The sequence below is a fragment of the Pseudomonas sp. EA_105y_Pfl2_R69 genome (assembly GCF_963970915.1).
GTDB lineage: Bacteria > Pseudomonadota > Gammaproteobacteria > Pseudomonadales > Pseudomonadaceae > Aquipseudomonas.
The window spans coordinates 109,203-128,042 of the sequence record NZ_CAXAOO010000008.1; the positions used below are offsets into that span (position 1 = coordinate 109,203).

The following is an 18,840-nucleotide window of genomic DNA, read 5'->3' on the forward strand; positions in this document are numbered from 1 at the left end:
CTTGAGTTAGACGGCTTGCGCTGTCCTCAAGGACCTTACCCAGAGAGGCCGCGAGGCGGTGCTTCGCAGGCGACGGTGGTATTGCCGCAGGCGACGCCGATGGCGGAGTATTCTCGGCAGGCCCTGATTCATCCACCGGGAGCGAGCCCATGTTTTCCCATATCTGCATCGGCGTGAGCGATTTTCCGCGAGCGCTGGCCTTCTACCAGCCGATCATGACGCTACTGGGTATCGAGCTGCGTTTTCTCGACGAGCACAAACCCTGGGCGGCCTGGCAATCGAAGCCGGAGCCCCGGCCGTTGCTGCTGATCGGCAAACCCCATGATGGTGCCCCGCATCACCCGGGTAACGGGCAGATGATAGCGCTGTTGGCGCAGAGCCGGGCCCAGGTCGAGCAGGCCTATCGGCTGGCGCTCGCCCATGGCGGGCACTGTGAGGGGCCGCCGGGGCTGCGCGCCGAGTACCACCCGGACTACTACGCGGCCTACTTTCGCGACCCGGACGGCAACAAGCTCTGCGTGGTCTGTCACCAGCCCGAGTGAGGCCCTTTCGCGCCTGATTCCGCGGGCGATCGGCAGGACCAGGTCGCTCGCAGGCTGTGGATAACGCCAGGTTTCGTTGCTATCAGCAATCGAAGCCGTGCTGGCTGCGGTAGTACTCCACCTGTTCGGCGGGCATTTCTTTGAACAGCGCGCAGATGGTGAAGCTGCCGACCTGGCGGTCGTTTTTCAGGTAGCCCCAGTCGGTGATCTGTTCGCGGGTAAAGCGCAGTTGCTGGCCCCAGGCGACACTTTTGACGATGCGCGGCTCATTGGCCACTTCACCGATAAAGCCCTGTTCAAGTGGCCGGAAGTGGGTGATCCAGAAGGTTTCAATGCCGTTGCTGTCCTCGGCCATGACCTGAACCCTGAAGCCACTGGTATTGGCGGGCGGTTTGGCGGCCAGTGCCAGGAACTCCGTCAGGCCGGCCTGGGCCTGGCGTACGGCAGCTGAGATGGCGGGGTCCTGGCGATCGGCGCTGACCACTTCATTGCTGTCGCGAGCGCTGGCGTGAAACGCCGTCAGGCCGAGTACGAGCAGGGGGGCGATAAGGTAGGGGCGCATGCTGATTCCTTTCATGGTGGCCTGTCGCTATTCGTCAGTTTCCAGCGCTGAGTCCGGGCATTGGGCGGTTGCGCCGAGCATTTGTCGCTTCCCCCACTTTTCCAGACGGGTGTACCAGGCCAGGTCACTGTCATCCAGCTGCGCCTTGGCTTCTTCACTGCCGTTGCGGGCAGCCAGTTCCAGCCACAGTTGCTGTTGGTCACGATTGAGCGGCATGCCACTGCCGGTGCCGTAGGCCTGGCTCAGGCTGAATTGCGCGGGGGCATGGTTGTTCTGCGCCGCTTTGCAGATCCAGTACAGCGCTTTGCTGTCGCTGCTGCTGAAATGGATCGCGCGTTCATCGCCGCTGGCGGCAAATTGCACACCGCTGTCACGGTTCCAGTACAGCTCGCCCAGCAGATATTGGCTCTGGATGTCGCCTTGTAGCGCGGCCTGTTCAAACCGGTGCATGGCCTGGTAGCGGTCATCCTGGTCACCCGGGTTGTCCAGGTAGTCGATGCCCAGTTCAACCTGAGCCAGGACCAGGCCCTGTTCGGCGGCCTGGGTCAACCAGCGCTTGCGCTCGGCGTCGTCGCCAGGCAGGAGGTTATCGCGATACAGCATGGCAATTTCAAAGGCGGCACGGCTAACACCCTGTTCGGCGGCTTTGGCGTACCAGCGTTCACTCGCGGGGTAATTCTGCTGGGTATAGCGGTGGTAACCGATATTGAACTGGGCGCAGGCATCCCCCGCATTCGCCTGTTGCAGAAGCGCCGCTAGGCTGTCCTGATCCGACTGATCAAGCGTCACTGGGCAACGCGTGCTGGCCGCCTGACTGGTGAGGGTGCAGAGCAACAGGGCGCTGGCGAGCAGCATGGCGCTACGTCTGTGGGTGCGAAGCATTTCAATCATCCTTGATGGCGGTAACCCAAGCGCGACCTGCTCAGGTGTAGAGGGAGTAGAGATAAGTACCTTAGTGATCGGTTGTCGAGCAAGACAAGCGATGTCTGGCCCAGGTTGTCGATTGATGGTTCTTTTGCCGGGCGAGAACACAGCCTGAGGCCTGGCCACTGCTGTGGATAAATCGGCTGCATATGGATAGGTGTCAGTGCCTGCGCCTCCATCTGGCCGGCTGACAGGGCGCTGAAGCCCGCGACCTGCTGGGCGGCCATGGCTTAACATGGCGCATCTTTCTCGGGATTCTCGTTATGTCCGAACGTCGGGGCCGCTACCGCGTGCTGCTGATCGTGCTGCTGATCGGCGTCGGTCTGCTGCTCAGCATCTGGCTGGCCGGGCGCTATGCCGAGCAGCGCGCCTGGGAGCTGCGCAGCCAGGAGGCCCAGGGCCAGCTGCAGCTCTACGCGCAGTCGTTGCATACCCTGGTCGAGCGCTTCCGCTCGGTGCCCGAGGTGCTGGCCCTGGACAGCGATATCCGCTCGCTGCTGCGGGCCCCGGATGATCGCCTGCTGCGCAAAAAGCTCAATCAGCGCCTGGAACAACTCAACGCCGCCGCGGGCTCCACCGTGCTCTACCTGCTCGACAGCCAGGGCGAAACCCTGGTGGCGAGCAACTGGCGCGACTGGAGCAGTTTCGTCGGCAACAACTACGCCTTTCGCCCCTATTTTCAGGACGCCGTGCGCCAGTCTGCCGGGCGTTACTTCGCGGTGGGGGTGACCACCGGCATACCCGGTTATTTCCTTTCCCACGCGGTGCTCGACGAAGCCGGCGCGCTGCTCGGCGTGCTGGTGGTCAAGCTCGAACTGGAGGAGCTGCAGCGCGAATGGGCCAGCCAGTCCGGGGTGTTGCTGGTGGCCGACAGCTACTCGGTGGTGATTCTCAGCAACAAGCCGGCCTGGCGTTTTCGCGTGCTGAGCGAGCTGAGCGAGCAGGCCCGCGCCGAGCTGGTGGAGGTGCGCAAGTACGCCGAGCAGGCCCTGCAGCCTCTGCCCAGCACGTTGCGCCGGCAGATCGATGGCGACAGCCAGTGGCGGCGGGTCGAGGGCCCGGACGGGCCGCGCGATTACCTCTGGCAACGCCTGGCCCTGGAGGGCGAAGGCTGGACCCTGCACCTGCTGCTCGAGCCGCAGACCCTGGTCGACAGCGTGCGCAGCTATCGCCTGGCCGCCGCCGGGGTGTGGATGACCCTGGCCTTTCTCCTGCTGTTTCTCGCCCAGCGGCGCAAGAACCAGCGCCTGCAGGCCGGTATCCGCGAGCGTCTGGAGCGCGAAGTGGCGCTGCGCACCGCGGAATTGCGCGAGGCCCAGGAAGGCCTGGTGCATGCGGCGAAGATGGCCGCCCTGGGGCAGATGTCGGCGGCCATGGCCCATGAAATCAACCAGCCGCTGACCGCCATGCAGATGCAGCTGGGCAGCCTGCGCCTGCTGCTCGACAGCGGCCGCCAGGCCGATGTGCGCGAGGGCCTGCAGCGTATCGACGGCTTGTTGCAGCGCATGGCCGGGCTTACCGGGCACCTGAAAACTTTCGCCCGCAAGAGCCCGGCGGGCCTCAGCGAGCGCTTGCGTCTGAACGATGTGCTGGAGCAGGCCCTGCAATTGCTGGCCCCGCGTATACGCAGCGAACATGTCGAACTGAACTGCGAGATCGAGCATGACGCTATGGTCCTTGGCGATGCCATCCGCCTCGAACAGGTGCTGCTCAACCTGCTGCACAACGCCCTGGATGCCATGGCGTCCGCCGAGTCGCGGCAGTTGCATATCCGCATCCAGCGCCAGGCCGACACCTGCCTGCTGAGCGTCGCCGATAGCGGTGGCGGCATCGCCGCCGAGGCGCTGGCGCATGTCTTCGAACCCTTCTTCACCACCAAGCCGGTGGGGGCGGGGTTGGGCCTGGGACTGGCGGTGTCCTACGGTATCGTCCGCGAACTGGGCGGCAGCCTGGAGGCGGCCAATGGCGAGCGGGGCGCGATTTTCACCCTGCGTCTGCCGGCCGCACCGGCTGCGTAAGCATGTAGGGTGGATAACGCTCTTTTTATCCACCATAGGGCGAGCGTTGGTGGATGGATAAAGCGCCATCCACCCTACGAAGCACGCCACCTCATGGGTCAGGCTGCATATACCAGGGTGGTTTTGCGGCGCTAACCCACCCTACACTCGGCGTATCGAATGGGAGGTGGTATGACGGGTCAAGTGATAGTGGTCGATGACGAAGCGGCGATCCGTGAAGCCGTGCAGCAGTGGCTGGAGCTTTCCGGTCTGCATGTGCGCAGTTGCGCCAGCGCGGCCCAGGCCCTGGCGGCCATCGACCGCGACTTTGCCGGCGTGGTCGTCAGCGATGTGCGCATGCCCGGCACCGACGGCCTGCAGCTGCTGGACAAGCTGCTGGAGCTGGATCGCGACCTGCCGGTGATCCTGATCACCGGTCACGGCGACGTACCCATGGCCGTGCAGGCCCTGCGTCAGGGGGCCTATGACTTTATCGAAAAGCCCTTTACCCCCGAACGCCTGCTCGACAGCGTGCGCCGGGCCCTGGACAAGCGCCGCCTGGTCTGCGAGAACCGCCAGCTGCGCGAGCAGTTCGCCCGCAAGGACCATATCGAGGCGCAGCTGCTCGGCGTATCGAAGCCGATGGAAAGCCTGCGCCGGCAGATCCTCGAGCTGGCCGGCACCTCGGTGAACATCCTGCTGCGCGGCGACACCGGCAGCGGCAAGGAGCGGGTCGCGCGCTGTCTGCATGATTTCAGCTCCCGCGCCGGCAAGCCCTTCGTCGCGCTGAACTGCGCGGCAATTCCCGAGCATCTGTTCGAAAGCGAGCTGTTCGGCCATGAAAGCGGTGCCTTTACCGGAGCCCAGGGCAAGCGCATCGGCCGCATCGAACACGCCGATGGCGGCACCCTGTTTCTCGACGAGGTGGAAAGCCTGCCCCTGGCCCAGCAGGTCAAACTGCTGCGCGTGCTGCAGGAGAAAACCCTCGAACGTCTGGGTTCGAACAAGAGCATCCGGGTCGATCTGCGGGTCATCAGTGCGGTCAAGCCGGACCTGCTCGATGAGGTCAAGGCCGGGCGTTTTCGCGAGGACCTGTACTACCGCTTGAATGTCGCCAGCCTGCGCATTCCGCCGCTGTGCGAGCGCCGCGAGGACATTCCGCTGCTGTTCGAGCACTTCGCCCAGCAGGCCGCGCAGCGCCACCAGCGGGAGATGCCGGCCCTGCCGCCCGGCGAACTGGCGCGCCTGCTCGGGCATGACTGGCCGGGCAACGTGCGCGAGCTGATCAATGCCGCCGAGCGTCACGCCCTGGGCCTGAGCGCCCAGGTCGAGGAGGCGGGGGGATTGCCGGCACAATCCCTGGCCGAGCAGATGGAAGCCTTCGAGGCGCAGTGCCTGCACCGCGCCCTGCAGCACTGCCAGGGCAATATCGCCGAGGTCATGGCGCTGCTGCAGCTACCGCGCCGCACCCTCAACGAGAAGATGCAGCGTCACGGTTTGCAGCGCAGCAGTTATCGGCCTGCCGGCAGTAGCGACGAAGATTGAAAGCCCGTAGCCAGGATGCAAGAACTATGTAGGGTGGATGACGCTTCATCCATCCACCGCCTGCGATGGTGGATGAAAACAGCGTCAGCTACGCGCCCCGATCCACCCTACATAGCTGATAGCCCGTAGCCTGATGAAATCCGGGTAGCGCGATTCGCTGCACCGGATTGCATTCGGGCTACGGTGATGCAGTCAGCGGAATTTCGCTTATCCAGGTTTTTCCATTGGCGGTTTTCCGCTTGTTGCGGCGTGTAGGATTGTCGTGCTGCGAAACGTAAAGGCTCTAGCGCGGGCTTTTTCCTCACTGGCACGGCATCTGCTATGGCTCTTGTCAGCCGCGCACTCGATTGCGCTGGCACGCATAAGAAAGACAAGAGGTGAACCCCATGAACTGCCCTGCAACATCTGCGCGTTCGGCGCATCCGGCATCACTACCCCTCTCTTGTGCGCTCGACTCAGGTCGTACGCGGGCATCTGCCTCTTTCTGCCATTCAGCTAAACCAGGCGTTGCACGGCCATAGTGGCTGGTAGCGTCTACAGTGAAAACCTCTGCATAAAGCCATAACAACGACGGAGATTGATCCATGCGAATGACCAAACGTTTCAGCCTGTTTGCCGCTGCTGCGGCCTTTACTGCCAGCACCGCGGTCCTCGCCGCGCCGACCTTTATCAATATCCTCACCGGCGGTACCAGCGGCGTGTACTACCCGATCGGCGTCGGCCTGTCGCAGCTGTACAGCAACGGTATCGAGGGTTCGAAGACCTCGGTGCAGGCGACCAAGGCCTCGGTGGAAAACCTCAACCTGCTGCAGTCCGGCCGTGGCGAACTGGCCCTGGCCCTGGGTGATTCCGTGGCCGACGCCTGGAATGGCGTGGAAGATGCCGGCTTCAAGGCTCCGCTGAAAAAGCTGCGGGCCATCGCCGGTACCTACCCCAATTACATCCAGATCGTCGCCAACAAGGAGTCGGGCATCAACACCCTGGCCGACCTCAAGGGCAAGCGCATCTCGGTCGGCGCGCCGAAGTCCGGCACCGAGCTGAATGCCCGGGCGATCTTCGCCGCGGCGGGGCTGAGCTATGAAGACATGGGCAAGGTCGAGTTCCTGCCCTATGCCGAGTCGGTCGAGCTGATCAAGAACCGCCAGCTGGATGCCACCCTGCAATCCTCGGGTCTGGGCATGGCGGCAATCCGCGATCTGGCCGCCACCCTGCCGATCAACTTCGTCGCCATCCCGGCTGAAATCACCGCCAAGATCGGCAATGCCGCCTACCAGGCCGCCTCGATTCCGGCCGGCACCTATGACGGCCAGGACAGCGACGTACCGACCGTGGCGATTACCAACATCCTGGTCAGCCATGACGGCGTGTCCGAGGACGTGGCCTACCAGATGACCAAGCTGATGTTCGACAACCTCGAGCGCCTGGGCAACGCCCACTCGGCGGCCAAGGACATCAAGCTGGAAGGCGCGGCCAAGGACCTGCCGATTCCGCTGCACCCGGGTGCCGAGCGCTTCTACAAGGAAGTCGGCGCGCTGTAAGGCTGCCGAAGGGTTTGCCGGGTAGCATGGGTTGAGCACGCGATACCTGCGTGGCCCGACCCATACTGCACGGTGTGAGCCTGGTGAGAGGCTTCACCAGCACTCGATGGGTTACGCCGCTGCGCGGCTAACCCATCCTACCCAGGCATCATTGTCTGTAGAGCTGCAAATAAAACCGGCGTGCGCGCCACGGCAGGTTTTGTTGGCGACTCTTGTGCTTCCTATGCTGTAACGAGGGCATGAGCTCCATGAGCGACCACAACCAAGGTCTCGCCGCCAATCCTGGCGACTGGCCGAAAGCGCTGTTCTATGTCGCGCTGCTGTTTTCCATTTTCCAGATCGTCACCGCAGCCTTTCATCCGGTGTCCAGCCAGATCCTGCGAGCCGTGCACGTCGGCTTTCTGCTGATGGTGGTGTTTCTCTGCTTCCCGCTGCGCGGCCGCGGTCAGCCCTGGCAGCCCATGGCCTGGCTGCTCGGCCTGGCCGGCATGGCCACGGCGTTCTACCAGTGGTATTTCGAAGCCGATCTGATCCAGCGCTCCGGCGATCTGACCCAGGCGGATATGCTGATCGGCCTGACCCTGATCGTGCTGGTGTTCGAGGCGGCGCGGCGGGTCATGGGTATCGCCCTGCCGCTGATCTGTGCGCTGTTTCTGGTCTACGGCCTGTTCGGCCAGTACCTGCCCGGCGACCTGATGCACCGCGGCTACGCCCTGGACCAGATCGTCAACCAGCTGTCTTTCGGCACCGAAGGGCTGTACGGCACGCCGACCTATGTCTCGGCCACCTATATCTTCCTGTTTATCCTGTTCGGCGCGTTCCTCGAACAGGCCGGGATGATCAAGCTGTTCACCGACTTCGCCATGGGCCTGTTCGGCCACAAGCTCGGCGGCCCGGCCAAGGTTTCGGTAGTGTCCTCGGCGTTGATGGGCACCATCACCGGTTCGGGCGTGGCCAACGTGGTCACCACCGGCCAGTTCACCATTCCGCTGATGAAGCGTTTCGGCTACAAGCCGGCGTTCGCCGGTGGCGTCGAGGCGACGTCCTCGATGGGCAGCCAGATCATGCCGCCGATCATGGGCGCGGTAGCCTTTATCATGGCCGAAACCATCAACGTGCCGTTCTTCGAGGTGGCCAAGGCGGCGCTGGTGCCGGCCCTGCTGTACTTCGGTTCGGTGTTCTGGATGGTTCACCTGGAAGCCAAGCGCGCCAACCTGCGCGGCCTGCCGAAGGACCAGTGCCCGAATCCCTGGGCGGCGGTGAAGCAGCGCTGGTACCTGCTGATTCCGCTGTTCGTGCTGATCTACCTGCTGTTCTCCGGGCGCACGCCGTTGTTCTCCGGGATGGTCGGCCTGGCCCTGACTGCCATCGTGATTCTCGGCTCGGCGATCATCCTGCGGGTGTCGTCCAAGGTCATGCGCTTCGCCTTCTGGATCGCCCTGGGCGTGCTCTGCGCCGGCTTCTTCCAGCTCGGCATCGGCGTGGTGTTCGGCGTGGTGGCAATGCTGGTCGCGGTGTGCTGGTTTATCAAGGGCGGCCGCGACACCCTGACCATCTGCCTGCACGCGCTGGTCGAAGGCGCGCGCCATGCGGTGCCGGTGGGCATCGCCTGCGCCCTGGTCGGGGTGATCATCGGCGTGGTCTCGCTGACCGGAGTGGCCTCGACCTTCGCCGGCTATATCCTCGCCATCGGCCAGGACAACCTGTTCCTCTCGCTGATCCTCACCATGCTTACCTGCCTGGTGCTGGGCATGGGCATTCCGACCATTCCCAACTACATCATCACCAGCTCGATTGCCGCGCCGGCGTTGCTGGAGCTGGGCGTGCCGCTGATCGTCTCGCATATGTTCGTGTTCTATTTCGGCATCATGGCCGACCTCACCCCGCCGGTGGCGCTGGCCTGCTTCGCCGCGGCACCGATCGCCAAGGAGAGCGGCCTGAAGATCAGCCTGTGGGCGATTCGCATCGCCGTGGCCGGGTTTATCGTGCCCTTTATGGCGGTGTACGAACCGGCGCTGATGCTGCAGGGCGACAGCCTGCTGGCGACCCTCTATGTGGTGGGCAAGGCGGCCCTGGCGATTGGCATCTGGGGCGCGATCTTTACCGGTTTCCTGCAGGCGAAGATGCCCTGGTGGGAGCGTGCACTCGGTTTCGCCGCCGGTGCCAGCCTGATTCTGGCCACGCCGATGAGTGACGAGATCGGCTTCGCCCTGGCGGCGATCTTTATCGCCCAGCACTTCTGGCGCGCCCATCGCGGCCAGGTGGCGGCGGCGTGATCGGCCTGTGTCTGGGCCTGGCCGGGGCGGTATGGGCCGAGTTGCCCGTGCCGGCCTTTACCCTGGCCTGGACGCATACGATCGAGAAAATTCGTTGGGAAGAGGATTACCGCGTGACGCCTGAGGGATTGCTCCTCGGCGAGGCGCGGGTCAAGGGTTCCGGGGCCGGTATGGAGATTCCAGACGGTGCCGAACTGCGCGAGGGCAGCTGGCATTACCAGCGTCAGCTACCCCCCTTGCAACCACTGCGTTTGGGGCGAACCCCCGAGGCAGGGGATTATCAACTGTGTTTCAACCAGCGTTGCCACTCGATGAGTGAATGGCTCGGCCCGCCACAAGCGACCCAGCCGGCGTTGGAACTCTGGAGCTGTGAGCTCAGCTCCCCGGCATCTGCTGCCGGTCAGGACGAGGGTTAAGATCGCGTCCGCTTCCGGGGCCACAAGCCCTGGCGTTAAAAGAGGAGAACCCCCATTTGGCATAGCCGGTGGGGGTTTTGTTCGTTTGCACGGGCAGTTTTATAGGTAGTGTTGCCGCTGCAGAAAATTTGTAGAGTTGGATTCAGGAATTGCAGGCTCGTGCATGGTCCCCGTCAGGAGGCCGAGTGCAGGTGTTGCGCAGGGGGACGAGCGGCATGGATGCCGCGAGAGGCGTAAAGGGCCAGGGATGGCCCTTTACGCCGGCCCCCGGAGCAATACCGGAGGGAGGGGAGTTGAGCGGAGCGAAACCCGGATGCAGGGGCGCATTCTCTTTGGTTACTTTCTCTTGTGCGCAGCAAGAGAAAGTGACGCGCCCGAGGGGGCGCAAACAAATTGATTAGCCAACGCCCAAGCGGCGTCTTGAGCTGTCCTCGAGATGGCAAACAATTTAGTAAGGATTCGCCGTAGATGAGCTACACCACCTATTACCTGGAAATGCAGCACCCCGAGCAGATTCGCGCCAAGGCGCTGCCGGCCGGGCTGAGCGTTGTCGAATGCGCGCACAAGCAGTTTCAGTTCAACCGCTTTCTCTACCAGCTGGTCGGTGAGCCCTGGCAGTGGACCGACAAGCTGAGCTGGACTGATGCGCAGTGGCGCGAGCTGATCGAGCAACCCGGCCATCGCACCTGGGTGGCCTATCACCAGGGCGCAATTGCCGGTTATTACGAGCTGCTGCGTGATGCCGACGGCGCGGTGGAAATTCTCTATTTCGGCCTGGCCGAGGCCTTCTTCGGCCAGGGCTTTGGCGGCCCGCTGCTGACCCACGCCCTGCAGTCCGCCTGGGCCTGGCCGGGCACCACGCGGGTCTGGGTGCACACCTGCAGCCTCGATCACCCCAGCGCCCTGGCCAACTACCAGGCGCGCGGCCTGCAGCTCTATCGCGAGGAAGTGAGCCCGTAGGACGGGGCGTGTGGCGGCCTCGGGGTCGAGACCTTGCTATTTGACGCGCCGTAAGCCATCGGCGGACGGATCGCTTCTGTGTTGTCAGGCCGGGGCGCGGAGGCGCTTGCCTCGGGGGAGCAATCCTGGACGACCACAACGCGGATGCAGTGTTCAAGCCCAGAACCTGCCGATGACGTTTCTGTAGCACTGCATGACGGTTTCGATACCGATCGCCCGATGCCTCGCTGCTAACCTCCGCAATGAGAGTGGAATGGGCCCGGTTAGCTATCAGTGGGCATGTCCGCCGTTTGCCCTTATGGGCACTTCAACAGAAGCATAATAAGAAGCGAGGATTACTGCAGATGGCTAACTATCCACCCGAGGGCGCAACCCTGCCGCCGGTCGTTGAGAGCATCCCGGCCCCAAGCGGGGCGAGCAACCTGATCGACACCGACTACGTCATCGGTCAGGACAACATCAAGGGCAAGTACCTCTTCAACCTCGACATCCATGGCAAGGTCTTCAGCATTTCCGCGTTGCTAACCGTGCTGTTCGTGGTCCTGACCCTGGCCCTGCAGAGCGAGGTGGAGCCACTGTTCACGGCTGTGCGCAACTGGTTGACCAGCAACCTGGCCTGGTTCTTCCTCGGCTCGGCGAACATCTTCGTGCTGCTGTGCCTGGGTCTGATCGTCTCGCCCCTGGGCAGGGTGCGCCTGGGCGGCAAGGAGGCGACCGCGGATTACTCCTACACCGGCTGGTTCGCCATGCTGTTCGCCGCCGGCATGGGCATCGGCCTGATGTTCTACGGCGTGTCCGAGCCGATGTCGCATTTCTCCTCTGCGATGGGCGGTACCAGCGTCGAGAACGGCGTGCGTACTGACTGGGCGCCGCTGGGTGCCGCGGCCGGCGATGCCAAGGCCGCCGCCAGCCTGAGCATGGCCGCCACCATCTTCCACTGGGGTCTGCACCCCTGGGCGATCTACGCCATCGTCGCGCTGGCCCTGGCGCTGTTCTCGTTCAACAAAGGCCTGCCGATGAGCATCCGCTCGATCTTCTACCCGCTGCTGGGTGAGCGGGTGTGGGGCTGGCCGGGGCATCTGATCGATATTCTCGCGGTGCTGGCCACCCTGTTCGGCCTGGCCACATCCCTGGGCCTGGGTGCCCAGCAGGCGGCGGCCGGTCTCGAATACCTGTTCGGCATTACGGCCAACGACACCAGCAAGGTGCTGCTGGTCATCGGCATCACCATTATTGCCCTGTGCTCGGTGATGGCCGGCCTGGACAAGGGGGTCAAGCGCCTGTCGGAATTCAACATGGTGCTGGCGCTGTTGTTGCTGCTGTTCATCATTATTGTGGGCCCGACCCTGGCGATCCTCACCGGTTTCTTCGACAACCTGGGTAGTTACCTGACCCACCTGCCGGCCCTGTCCAACCCGTTCGGCCGTGAAGACGCCAACTTCAGCCAGGGCTGGACCGCGTTCTACTGGGCCTGGTGGATCAGCTGGTCGCCCTTTGTCGGCATGTTTATCGCCCGGGTCAGCCGCGGCCGTACGGTGCGCGAATTCCTGGTCGCCGTGCTGCTGGTTCCGTCGCTGGTTTCGGTGTTGTGGATGACCGCCTTCGGCGGCACCGCCCTGGGTCAGTTCGTCACGGATGGCTTCACCGGGGTGCAGGATGCGGCGCTGGAGCTGAAGCTGTTCGCCATGCTCGGCGAGCTGCCGCTGACTCAGATCAGCTCCTTTATCGGCATCGTCCTGGTGGTGGTGTTCTTCGTCACTTCGTCGGACTCCGGCTCCCTGGTGATCGATACCATCACCGCCGGCGGCAAGGTCAACGCGCCGGTGCCGCAGCGGGCCTTTTGGGCGATTCTGGAAGGGGTGGTGGCCATCGCCCTGCTGCTCGGCGGCGGCCTGGTGGCCCTGCAGGCCATGGCGGTGTCCGCCGGCCTGCCGTTCACCATCGTCCTGCTGGTGGGCTGTGTGGCTGTCGTCAAGGGTTTGCTGAGCGAGCCGCGCTGACCTGCCTCGTGGGTGCGCCGCAAGCATTGGCCTCGAGGCCGGTGCGCGCGGCGCACCCTACGATAGGCCGCGTGCCTGCGTAGGGTGCGCTGTGCGCACCGCGTGGCCGGTTGTTCCCGGATTGCGCCAAGGCTTATCCGGGCTACCCGTCTGGCACTCTCCGCTACCGGACCCGATTCGCGGCTCAAACCGCAAAAAAATGCCGCTTCCCTGGCAAGGGGAAGGGGCATTTTTCTTATGTGAACAGCATTACGCCTTCGGGCGCGCCTATTGGTGGGCGATGCGCTATAACCCGCTCAATTCCACAGATCGCCTACCGCTGTGCTGGCCGGGTAATGGGTGGCGCTCTGGGCTTGCAGCAATTCCGCGGTCGCCACGGCATCGGTCAGGGCGTGGTGGGCCTGGTACAGCGGCAGGCCGTAGCGCAGGCGGCTGTCGGCCAGGCGGATCGACACCGACGGCTTGTTGAGCAGTTGGCGCAACCAGCCGGGCTGGCGCTTGCGCGGGTGCAGCCGGGCTTCCAGCTGCATGGTATCGATCACCGGGAACTGCAGCCCTTCACCGAGCAAATGCCGCAGCGCCTGGTCGAGAAAACCGCGCTCGATCGGGCGGTAGTGCACCACCATGATCTTGCCAGCCATGGCTGTCAGCAGGGGTTCGAGCACGGCGTCCAGGCGCGGTGCGCTTTGGATGTCCGAGTGGGTGATGTGGTGGAAGGTGACCGACTGGCTGCTTAGTTCGCACACCGGCTTGACCACCCAGTAGTTGGCCTCGCGACAACGGATACGCTGCAGGTCGAAGGGCACCAGGCCGAGGCTGACGATCGAATCGCGGCGGCTGTCCAGGCCGGTGGTCTCGACATCCAGGGCCAGCAGCGGAGCCTGTTCCAGCGGGGTGTCGGCGCTTACCGTGCCGGCCTGGTAGAAGCGTGCCAGGCGCGGGTCTTGGGCGCTCTGCGCCAGCTCGGCGAACAGCGTCGGCCAGTCGGGCGGCGCGGCCGCGCGGTGGCGTCTCATAGCGGCATATTCTGCGACTGCCCCGGGTAGCGGAAACGCAGAAATCTCTGCGCATTGCTCAGCACCTGGAAGGACGACTTGAGGTTGTGCCGCTCGCTGGCGGAGACCTTTTCCGGTTCGATGTAATTGTCCGGCTCGCGGCCTTCCTGCAGGTCCATGGCCTGGTGGCGGATGCGCACGATGGAGAGGAACTCCAGGGCGTAGCGCAGCTGGCTGATGGCTTCCTCGGTGAGCAGCTTGGTGGCGGCAATGGCGTCCAGGCGCTCCAGCGAATTCTGTGCCTTGGAGCCGGCCGCCAGGGCGTGCACCCTGATCAGGTCGGTGAGTGGCGCGGTGCCGCGGCCCTTGAGGTTGATGGTGTTGTTTTGCTGGCCGTCTTTCTCCATCACGAAGGTGCGGAAGAAGCCCAGCGGCGGGGTGCGATTGAGCGCGTTGCGCGCCAGGCTGGCGAGAAACAGCGGGTTGTTGCTGGCCTTCTGCGCCACCAGGCTCTTGAGGTTCTCGACCAGCTCGGCCTCGCCGTAGACGCTGTCGAGGTCGAAGAAGATGCAGCTGTTGAGCAGGGTTTCCGGGTTGGGCCGCTCGATCCACTCGGTGAAGTAACCGCGCCAGACCCGCAGCGGCTGACGCCACTTGGGGTTGCTGGCCATGATCCCGCCCTTGCAGTAGGTAAAGCCGCAGGCCGCCAGGCCGTCGCTGACGAAGGTCGCCAACTGGAGAAAATACTCATCGTGGACCCGTGGGTCGAAGCGGTTGTCGAGCACCAGGGCGTTGTCCTGGTCGGTGACGATCAGCTGCTCGTCGCGGGCCATCGAGCCGAGCACCATAAAGCAGTAGGGTACCGGCGGCGGTCCCAGCTTCTCCTCGGCCAGCTCCAGCAGGCGCTGGGTCAGGCTGCGACCGATGCCGGACAGGGCGCTGCCGATCATATGGGCCGTGGCCTGCTCGTTGACCAGGCGCAGGAAGGTGGCGCGCAGGTCCGGCACCAGGGCCTGCAGCTCCGCCACCGACTGGCGGTTGAAGATGCTGTTGACCAGGTACAGGCTGCTCTGCGACTCGTACTTGATGATGTCCGACAGGTTGATCACCCCGATCGGCCGCTGGCGGTGCACCACCGGCAGGTGGTGGATATTGTGCCGGAGCATGCACAGCATGGCCTCGAACACCGAGTCGTCGGCCTGGATGGTGATCGGGTTGGGCGACATGATCTGCTCGACCGGGGTGTCCAGGGCCAGGCCCTCGGCCATCACCCGGGTGCGCAGGTCGCGATCGGTAGTGATTCCGGCCATCGCCAGGCCCTGGCCGGCGTTGCCGACGCTGTCTGGCGCGCCGAGGATTACCAGGGAAGACACCCCGTGCTCGGTCATCACCCGCGCCGCATCCTGCACCGAGGTGCCCAGCGGCACGCTGACGGTGCGCCGGGTGACCAGCTTGCGCACCTCGATCTTCATCAGGGCGCTGGCATTGCCCTGGGATTCTTCCACCGACTTGAGCCGCGACTGGCCCTCGGCCTCGACGAAGTCGGCAAAGGCCTCATGGGCCTCGCACAACTGCTCGAACAGCGCGCCGGGGATGAAATAGATCAGGCTGTCTTCGATCGCCCGGGCCGGCAGGCGGACTTTCTTGCCGCGCAGCAAGCCGAACTGGCCGAACACCTCGCCTTCGGCCAGGCGGTTGTACAGCTCGCCGTTGCGCCGGTAGATCTCCACCGCGCCGCTGCGGATGTAGTGCAGGTCCTTGATCGGATCGCCGTAATGGAGGATATCGCTATCGGCCTTGAAGTAGCCGATCTCGACCTGCTGGGCGATCTGGTCGAGGACGTCGTTCGGCAGTCCATCGAAAGGGGCGAAGCGACTCAGGTGGTCGCGTACTTCGATCAGCTCGACCTGCATGCGGAGGGTCCTGGCGGGCGCGTATGGCAGGCATTGAAGCATAGGCCCGGCAGGGCGGGCAGCCGCGGTGCGCGGGGCGTGGCTGCGCTGGTCGTTGTCAGGCAGCTGGGTGTCGGTTGCAAGCAGAAATGGCCGGGCCCCCGGCGCGTCTGGACGCATAACTGCAGATATATCGCGAAAACGTGACCCCGTAGGGTGCGCTGTGCGCACCGGGGTTTCATCAAACGCCGGCCTGGGTCGCTAACTCAACCTACGCTTGCAGGGTCGATAGCGAACCTATGGAGTCTTGCCATGCGCGCCTCAGTATTGAAAAGCCTGTCCTTGGGCCTGTGCCTATTGCCCGCGCTGGCCACGGCGCAGGAGATTCAGCCCGGTCTGTGGGAAGTCAGCTCGACCACTGTGCAGGTCGACGGCCAGACGCTGCCGGACATGCAACAAATGCTCGAGCAGCTGAAAAACCTGCCCCCCGAGCAGCGCCAGATGATGGAGCAGATGCTGGCCCAGCAGGGCGTGCAACTGGGTGACCAGGGCGTGCGCGTGTGCATGAGCGAGGCACAGATCAAGGCCCAGGAGATTCCCCTGCAAGACCCCAAGTCCGGTTGTCGCCACGAGATCAGCGAGCGCAGCGCCGAGCTGTGGAAATTCCGCTTCAGTTGCCCGGACGGCCAGGGCGAGGGCGAGACGCGCTTCGTCAGCGACAAGGAGTTCACCACCCGGGTGCAGGGCAGCTATGGCGGCCAGAACAGCAGCATGCAGAGCCATGCGCGCTGGATCTCGGCCGATTGTGGCGGTCTGCAGCCGCGCTGAGCGGCGGTGCCCTGCGAGTCCATCGATAATTAATGCTAAAAGATAATAAACCTCAATTGCGTTGACGAGGGCGGTACGCTGCTGCGAAAATCCAATCGATAATTATTAGCATTTGCATCGGCATGCCTGGGCAGCCGATGCGCGCGTGCTGTAAGCGCCTCCTGCAAGCAAGGACGACCCTGCAGGCATTCGATATTCGCATTGGGGAGAGTCCTTGTGTTTTGCAGAAAGACCCGTCTGGCCGTGGCCATCGCCGCCGCCTGCAGCTTCAACCACGTCCTGGCCGCCGACGACACCGCGGTGCAACTCGATGCTCAGACCGTCGTCGGCAGCAGCGAGGCTGCTCAGCCCGACAGCTACAAGGCCGCGCCCAGCAGCGCCGCCACCAAGCTGGAGCTGACGCCGCGGCAGACCCCACAGTCGATCTCCACCATCAGCGGCGCGCAACTGCGGGACTTCAAGCTGAGCAGCGTCAACGACGCGCTGAAGTACACCACAGGAATTCAGGTCCAGGAGGTCGAAACCGACCGCACCTACTACAGCGCTCGCGGCTTCGACATCACCAACTTCCAGTACGACGGCATCGGCGTTCCCTTCGTCTACGGCAACGTCGAGGGCGATCTGGATACCGCAATCTTCGAGCGGGTCGAGGTAATTCGCGGGGCCAACGGCCTGATGTCCGGCACCGGCAACCCTTCGGCCACCATCAACTTCGTGCGCAAGCGGCCGACCCTGGCCCCCCAGGCGCGCGTCGACCTGACCGCCGGCTCCTGGGACAAGCGGCGCATCGATGTCGACGTTTCCGGCGCGCTGAGCGAGTCCGGCAACGTCCGTGGCCGCGCGGTCTACGCCAACGAAAACAAGGACTCCTACCTGGATCGCTATTCCCGCGAGAAGAACATCTTCCACGGTGTGATCGAGGTGGACCTGGACGACAGCACCCTGTTCACCCTCGGCCACACCCTGCAGAAGAGCGACGCCAATAGCCCGATGTGGGGCGCGCTGCCGCTCAACTTCAGCGATGGCTCGGCCACCGATTATTCGCGTTCCACCAGCACCTCGGCCGATTGGGCCTACTGGGACGTGCAGGAAAACCGTAGCTTCGCCGAGCTGGCGCACAACTTCGCCAACGGCTGGCAGGCCAAGGCCGTGCTCACCCATGTCGAGAAGAAGGCCGACAGCTCGCTGTTCTATGTCTACGGCACCCCGGACCGCGACACCGGTCTGGGCCTGTTCAGTTACCCCTCCGAATACCAGGAGAAGAACAAGCAGCTGATCGCCGACCTCTACGCCAGCGGCCCCTTCGCCCTGGCCGGACGCGAGCATGAACTGGTAGTGGGCGGCAGCTGGTCGAAATCCGAGCTGGAGGATATGTCCTGGTACGACTCCTCCACCGGCACGGCCTTGCCGCCGCTGGAAGACTGGAGCGGCAGCTACCCGCGGCCATTGAACGATGCCGGCACCGATGGCAGCGACTTCACCGACCGCATGCAGAGCGTCTATTCCGCCGCGCGCTGGAGCCTGAGCGACAGCCTGAGCCTGATCACCGGTGTGCGTGTGGTCGATGTCGACAGCGATGGCAGCAACTACGGCACGAGCAAGTCCACCTCGTACAACAACGAAGTGGTGCCCTATGCCGGGTTGATTTACGACCTCAACGAGCAGTACTCGGTCTACGCCAGCTACACCGAGATCTTCGACCCGCAAACCAAGCAGGATGTCAGCGGTAATCGCCTGGCCCCGGTCGAAGGGGTCAACTACGAGGCCGGGATCAAGGCCGAACTGCTCGACGACAAGGTCAACCTGAGCCTGGCGGTATTTCGCACCGAGCAGGACAACGTCGCCGCCGTGGCCGGAATGAACGCTGGCACCGTCTTCTATAAAGGCGAGGAGGGCATCACCAGCGAAGGCTACGAGGTGGAAGTCTCCGGCGAACTGCTGCAGGGCCTGCAAGCCACCGCCGGCTACACCTTCGTCGATATCCGCGATGCCGAGGACAAGCACGCCGTCACCTACTCGCCGAAGCATATGCTGCGCGCCTCCAGCACCTACCGCATCCCGGGGCTGGAGCAGCTCAAGGTCGGGGCCAGCATGAGCTGGCAGGACGATATCCGTAACGGCATCGCCGAGCAGGACGCCTACGCCCTGGTCAACCTGATGGCCAGCTACGAGATCGACCGCAACTGGACGGTGTCGGCCAACCTCAACAACCTCACCGACGAGAAGTACCTGACCAGCCTCTACTGGACCCAGGCCTATTACGGTGCCCCGCGCAACGCCAGCATGACAGTCAGCTGGAACTACTAGCAAACCGGCACCTGCCGCGGCTCGCAAGGCTGCGGCAGGCATGGCCGCCTACCCCGAC

Annotated in this window: 14 protein-coding genes; 10 read left to right on the forward strand and 4 right to left on the reverse strand. The window is 64.0% G+C overall.

All coding sequences use genetic code 11. The features are described from left to right. Positions 1-149 precede the first annotated feature (149 nt). Positions 150-542 carry a VOC family protein gene (locus AACY13_RS19765; protein ID WP_339463287.1) on the forward strand — a complete coding sequence of 131 codons (393 nt, stop codon included), beginning with the start codon at positions 150-152 and terminating at the stop codon, positions 540-542. A gap of 82 nt (positions 543-624) precedes the next feature. Here the strand turns inward: AACY13_RS19765 and AACY13_RS19770 are convergent, their stop codons facing one another. Further along, the gene (locus tag AACY13_RS19770; protein WP_339463288.1) at positions 625-1,104 is read right to left on the reverse strand and encodes a YegJ family protein; all 480 of its coding nucleotides are present in this window, start codon (positions 1,102-1,104) and stop codon (positions 625-627) included. A gap of 27 nt (positions 1,105-1,131) precedes the next feature. Then, positions 1,132-1,986, reverse strand: coding sequence for a tetratricopeptide repeat protein (locus tag AACY13_RS19775; RefSeq protein WP_339463289.1), 855 nt, complete (start codon positions 1,984-1,986; stop codon positions 1,132-1,134). A gap of 305 nt (positions 1,987-2,291) precedes the next feature. Here AACY13_RS19775 and AACY13_RS19780 point away from each other — a divergent pair, with 305 nt between their 5' ends. The 7 genes from AACY13_RS19780 to AACY13_RS19810 all read left to right on the forward strand — a co-directional run bounded on the left by AACY13_RS19780 (position 2,292) and on the right by AACY13_RS19810 (position 12,760). Continuing rightward, positions 2,292-4,046, forward strand: coding sequence for a sensor histidine kinase (locus AACY13_RS19780; protein WP_339463290.1), 1,755 nt, complete (start codon positions 2,292-2,294; stop codon positions 4,044-4,046). 171 nt (positions 4,047-4,217) lie between these two features. Continuing rightward, positions 4,218-5,570, forward strand: coding sequence for a sigma-54-dependent transcriptional regulator (locus AACY13_RS19785; protein ID WP_339463291.1), 1,353 nt, complete (start codon positions 4,218-4,220; stop codon positions 5,568-5,570). 584 nt (positions 5,571-6,154) lie between these two features. After that, positions 6,155-7,108, forward strand: a complete 954-nt coding sequence (locus tag AACY13_RS19790) for a TAXI family TRAP transporter solute-binding subunit (RefSeq protein ID WP_339463292.1) — start codon at positions 6,155-6,157, stop codon at positions 7,106-7,108. Positions 7,109-7,356: 248 nt separating this feature from the next. Continuing rightward, the gene (locus tag AACY13_RS19795) at positions 7,357-9,384 is read left to right on the forward strand and encodes a TRAP transporter permease (RefSeq protein WP_339463293.1); all 2,028 of its coding nucleotides are present in this window, start codon (positions 7,357-7,359) and stop codon (positions 9,382-9,384) included. Next, a complete protein-coding gene (locus tag AACY13_RS19800) occupies positions 9,381-9,800 on the forward strand; it encodes a DUF1850 domain-containing protein (RefSeq protein WP_339463294.1) in 420 nt (139 codons plus the stop codon). The genes AACY13_RS19795 and AACY13_RS19800 overlap by 4 nt, the downstream gene beginning before the upstream one ends. Before the next feature lie 468 nt (positions 9,801-10,268). Then, positions 10,269-10,760 carry a GNAT family N-acetyltransferase gene (locus tag AACY13_RS19805; RefSeq protein ID WP_339463295.1) on the forward strand — a complete coding sequence of 164 codons (492 nt, stop codon included), beginning with the start codon at positions 10,269-10,271 and terminating at the stop codon, positions 10,758-10,760. Positions 10,761-11,104: 344 nt separating this feature from the next. Further along, positions 11,105-12,760 (forward strand): BCCT family transporter, encoded by a 1,656-nt coding sequence (locus AACY13_RS19810; RefSeq protein WP_339463296.1) that lies wholly within the window; start codon positions 11,105-11,107, stop codon positions 12,758-12,760. A gap of 296 nt (positions 12,761-13,056) precedes the next feature. Here the strand turns inward: AACY13_RS19810 and AACY13_RS19815 are convergent, their stop codons facing one another. Beyond that, positions 13,057-13,776, reverse strand: a complete 720-nt coding sequence (locus AACY13_RS19815) for a 3'-5' exonuclease (RefSeq protein WP_339463297.1) — start codon at positions 13,774-13,776, stop codon at positions 13,057-13,059. Then, positions 13,773-15,668, reverse strand: a complete 1,896-nt coding sequence (locus AACY13_RS19820) for a DUF294 nucleotidyltransferase-like domain-containing protein (RefSeq protein WP_339463298.1) — start codon at positions 15,666-15,668, stop codon at positions 13,773-13,775. The genes AACY13_RS19815 and AACY13_RS19820 overlap by 4 nt, the downstream gene beginning before the upstream one ends. Before the next feature lie 291 nt (positions 15,669-15,959). On the opposite strand from AACY13_RS19820, the gene AACY13_RS19825 reads away from it, so the two are divergent. Next, positions 15,960-16,475 carry a DUF3617 domain-containing protein gene (locus AACY13_RS19825; RefSeq protein WP_339463299.1) on the forward strand — a complete coding sequence of 172 codons (516 nt, stop codon included), beginning with the start codon at positions 15,960-15,962 and terminating at the stop codon, positions 16,473-16,475. A 216-nt stretch (positions 16,476-16,691) separates the two neighbouring features. Further along, the gene (locus tag AACY13_RS19830) at positions 16,692-18,782 is read left to right on the forward strand and encodes a TonB-dependent siderophore receptor (protein WP_339463300.1); all 2,091 of its coding nucleotides are present in this window, start codon (positions 16,692-16,694) and stop codon (positions 18,780-18,782) included. Positions 18,783-18,840 lie beyond the last annotated feature (58 nt).

What these genes read in the sequence shown, in the direction of transcription:
- AACY13_RS19765 (WP_339463287.1), top strand. Translation starts at nt 150, where the DNA reads ATGTTTTCCCATATCTGCATCGGCGTGAGCGATTTTCCGCGAGCGCTG.
- AACY13_RS19770 (WP_339463288.1), bottom strand. Translation starts at nt 1,104, where the DNA reads ATGCGCCCCTACCTTATCGCCCCCCTGCTCGTACTCGGCCTGACGGCG.
- AACY13_RS19775 (WP_339463289.1), bottom strand. Translation starts at nt 1,986, where the DNA reads ATGCTTCGCACCCACAGACGTAGCGCCATGCTGCTCGCCAGCGCCCTG.
- AACY13_RS19780 (WP_339463290.1), top strand. Translation starts at nt 2,292, where the DNA reads ATGTCCGAACGTCGGGGCCGCTACCGCGTGCTGCTGATCGTGCTGCTG.
- AACY13_RS19785 (WP_339463291.1), top strand. Translation starts at nt 4,218, where the DNA reads ATGACGGGTCAAGTGATAGTGGTCGATGACGAAGCGGCGATCCGTGAA.
- AACY13_RS19790 (WP_339463292.1), top strand. Translation starts at nt 6,155, where the DNA reads ATGCGAATGACCAAACGTTTCAGCCTGTTTGCCGCTGCTGCGGCCTTT.
- AACY13_RS19795 (WP_339463293.1), top strand. Translation starts at nt 7,357, where the DNA reads ATGAGCGACCACAACCAAGGTCTCGCCGCCAATCCTGGCGACTGGCCG.
- AACY13_RS19805 (WP_339463295.1), top strand. Translation starts at nt 10,269, where the DNA reads ATGAGCTACACCACCTATTACCTGGAAATGCAGCACCCCGAGCAGATT.
- AACY13_RS19810 (WP_339463296.1), top strand. Translation starts at nt 11,105, where the DNA reads ATGGCTAACTATCCACCCGAGGGCGCAACCCTGCCGCCGGTCGTTGAG.
- AACY13_RS19815 (WP_339463297.1), bottom strand. Translation starts at nt 13,776, where the DNA reads ATGAGACGCCACCGCGCGGCCGCGCCGCCCGACTGGCCGACGCTGTTC.
- AACY13_RS19820 (WP_339463298.1), bottom strand. Translation starts at nt 15,668, where the DNA reads ATGCAGGTCGAGCTGATCGAAGTACGCGACCACCTGAGTCGCTTCGCC.
- AACY13_RS19825 (WP_339463299.1), top strand. Translation starts at nt 15,960, where the DNA reads ATGCGCGCCTCAGTATTGAAAAGCCTGTCCTTGGGCCTGTGCCTATTG.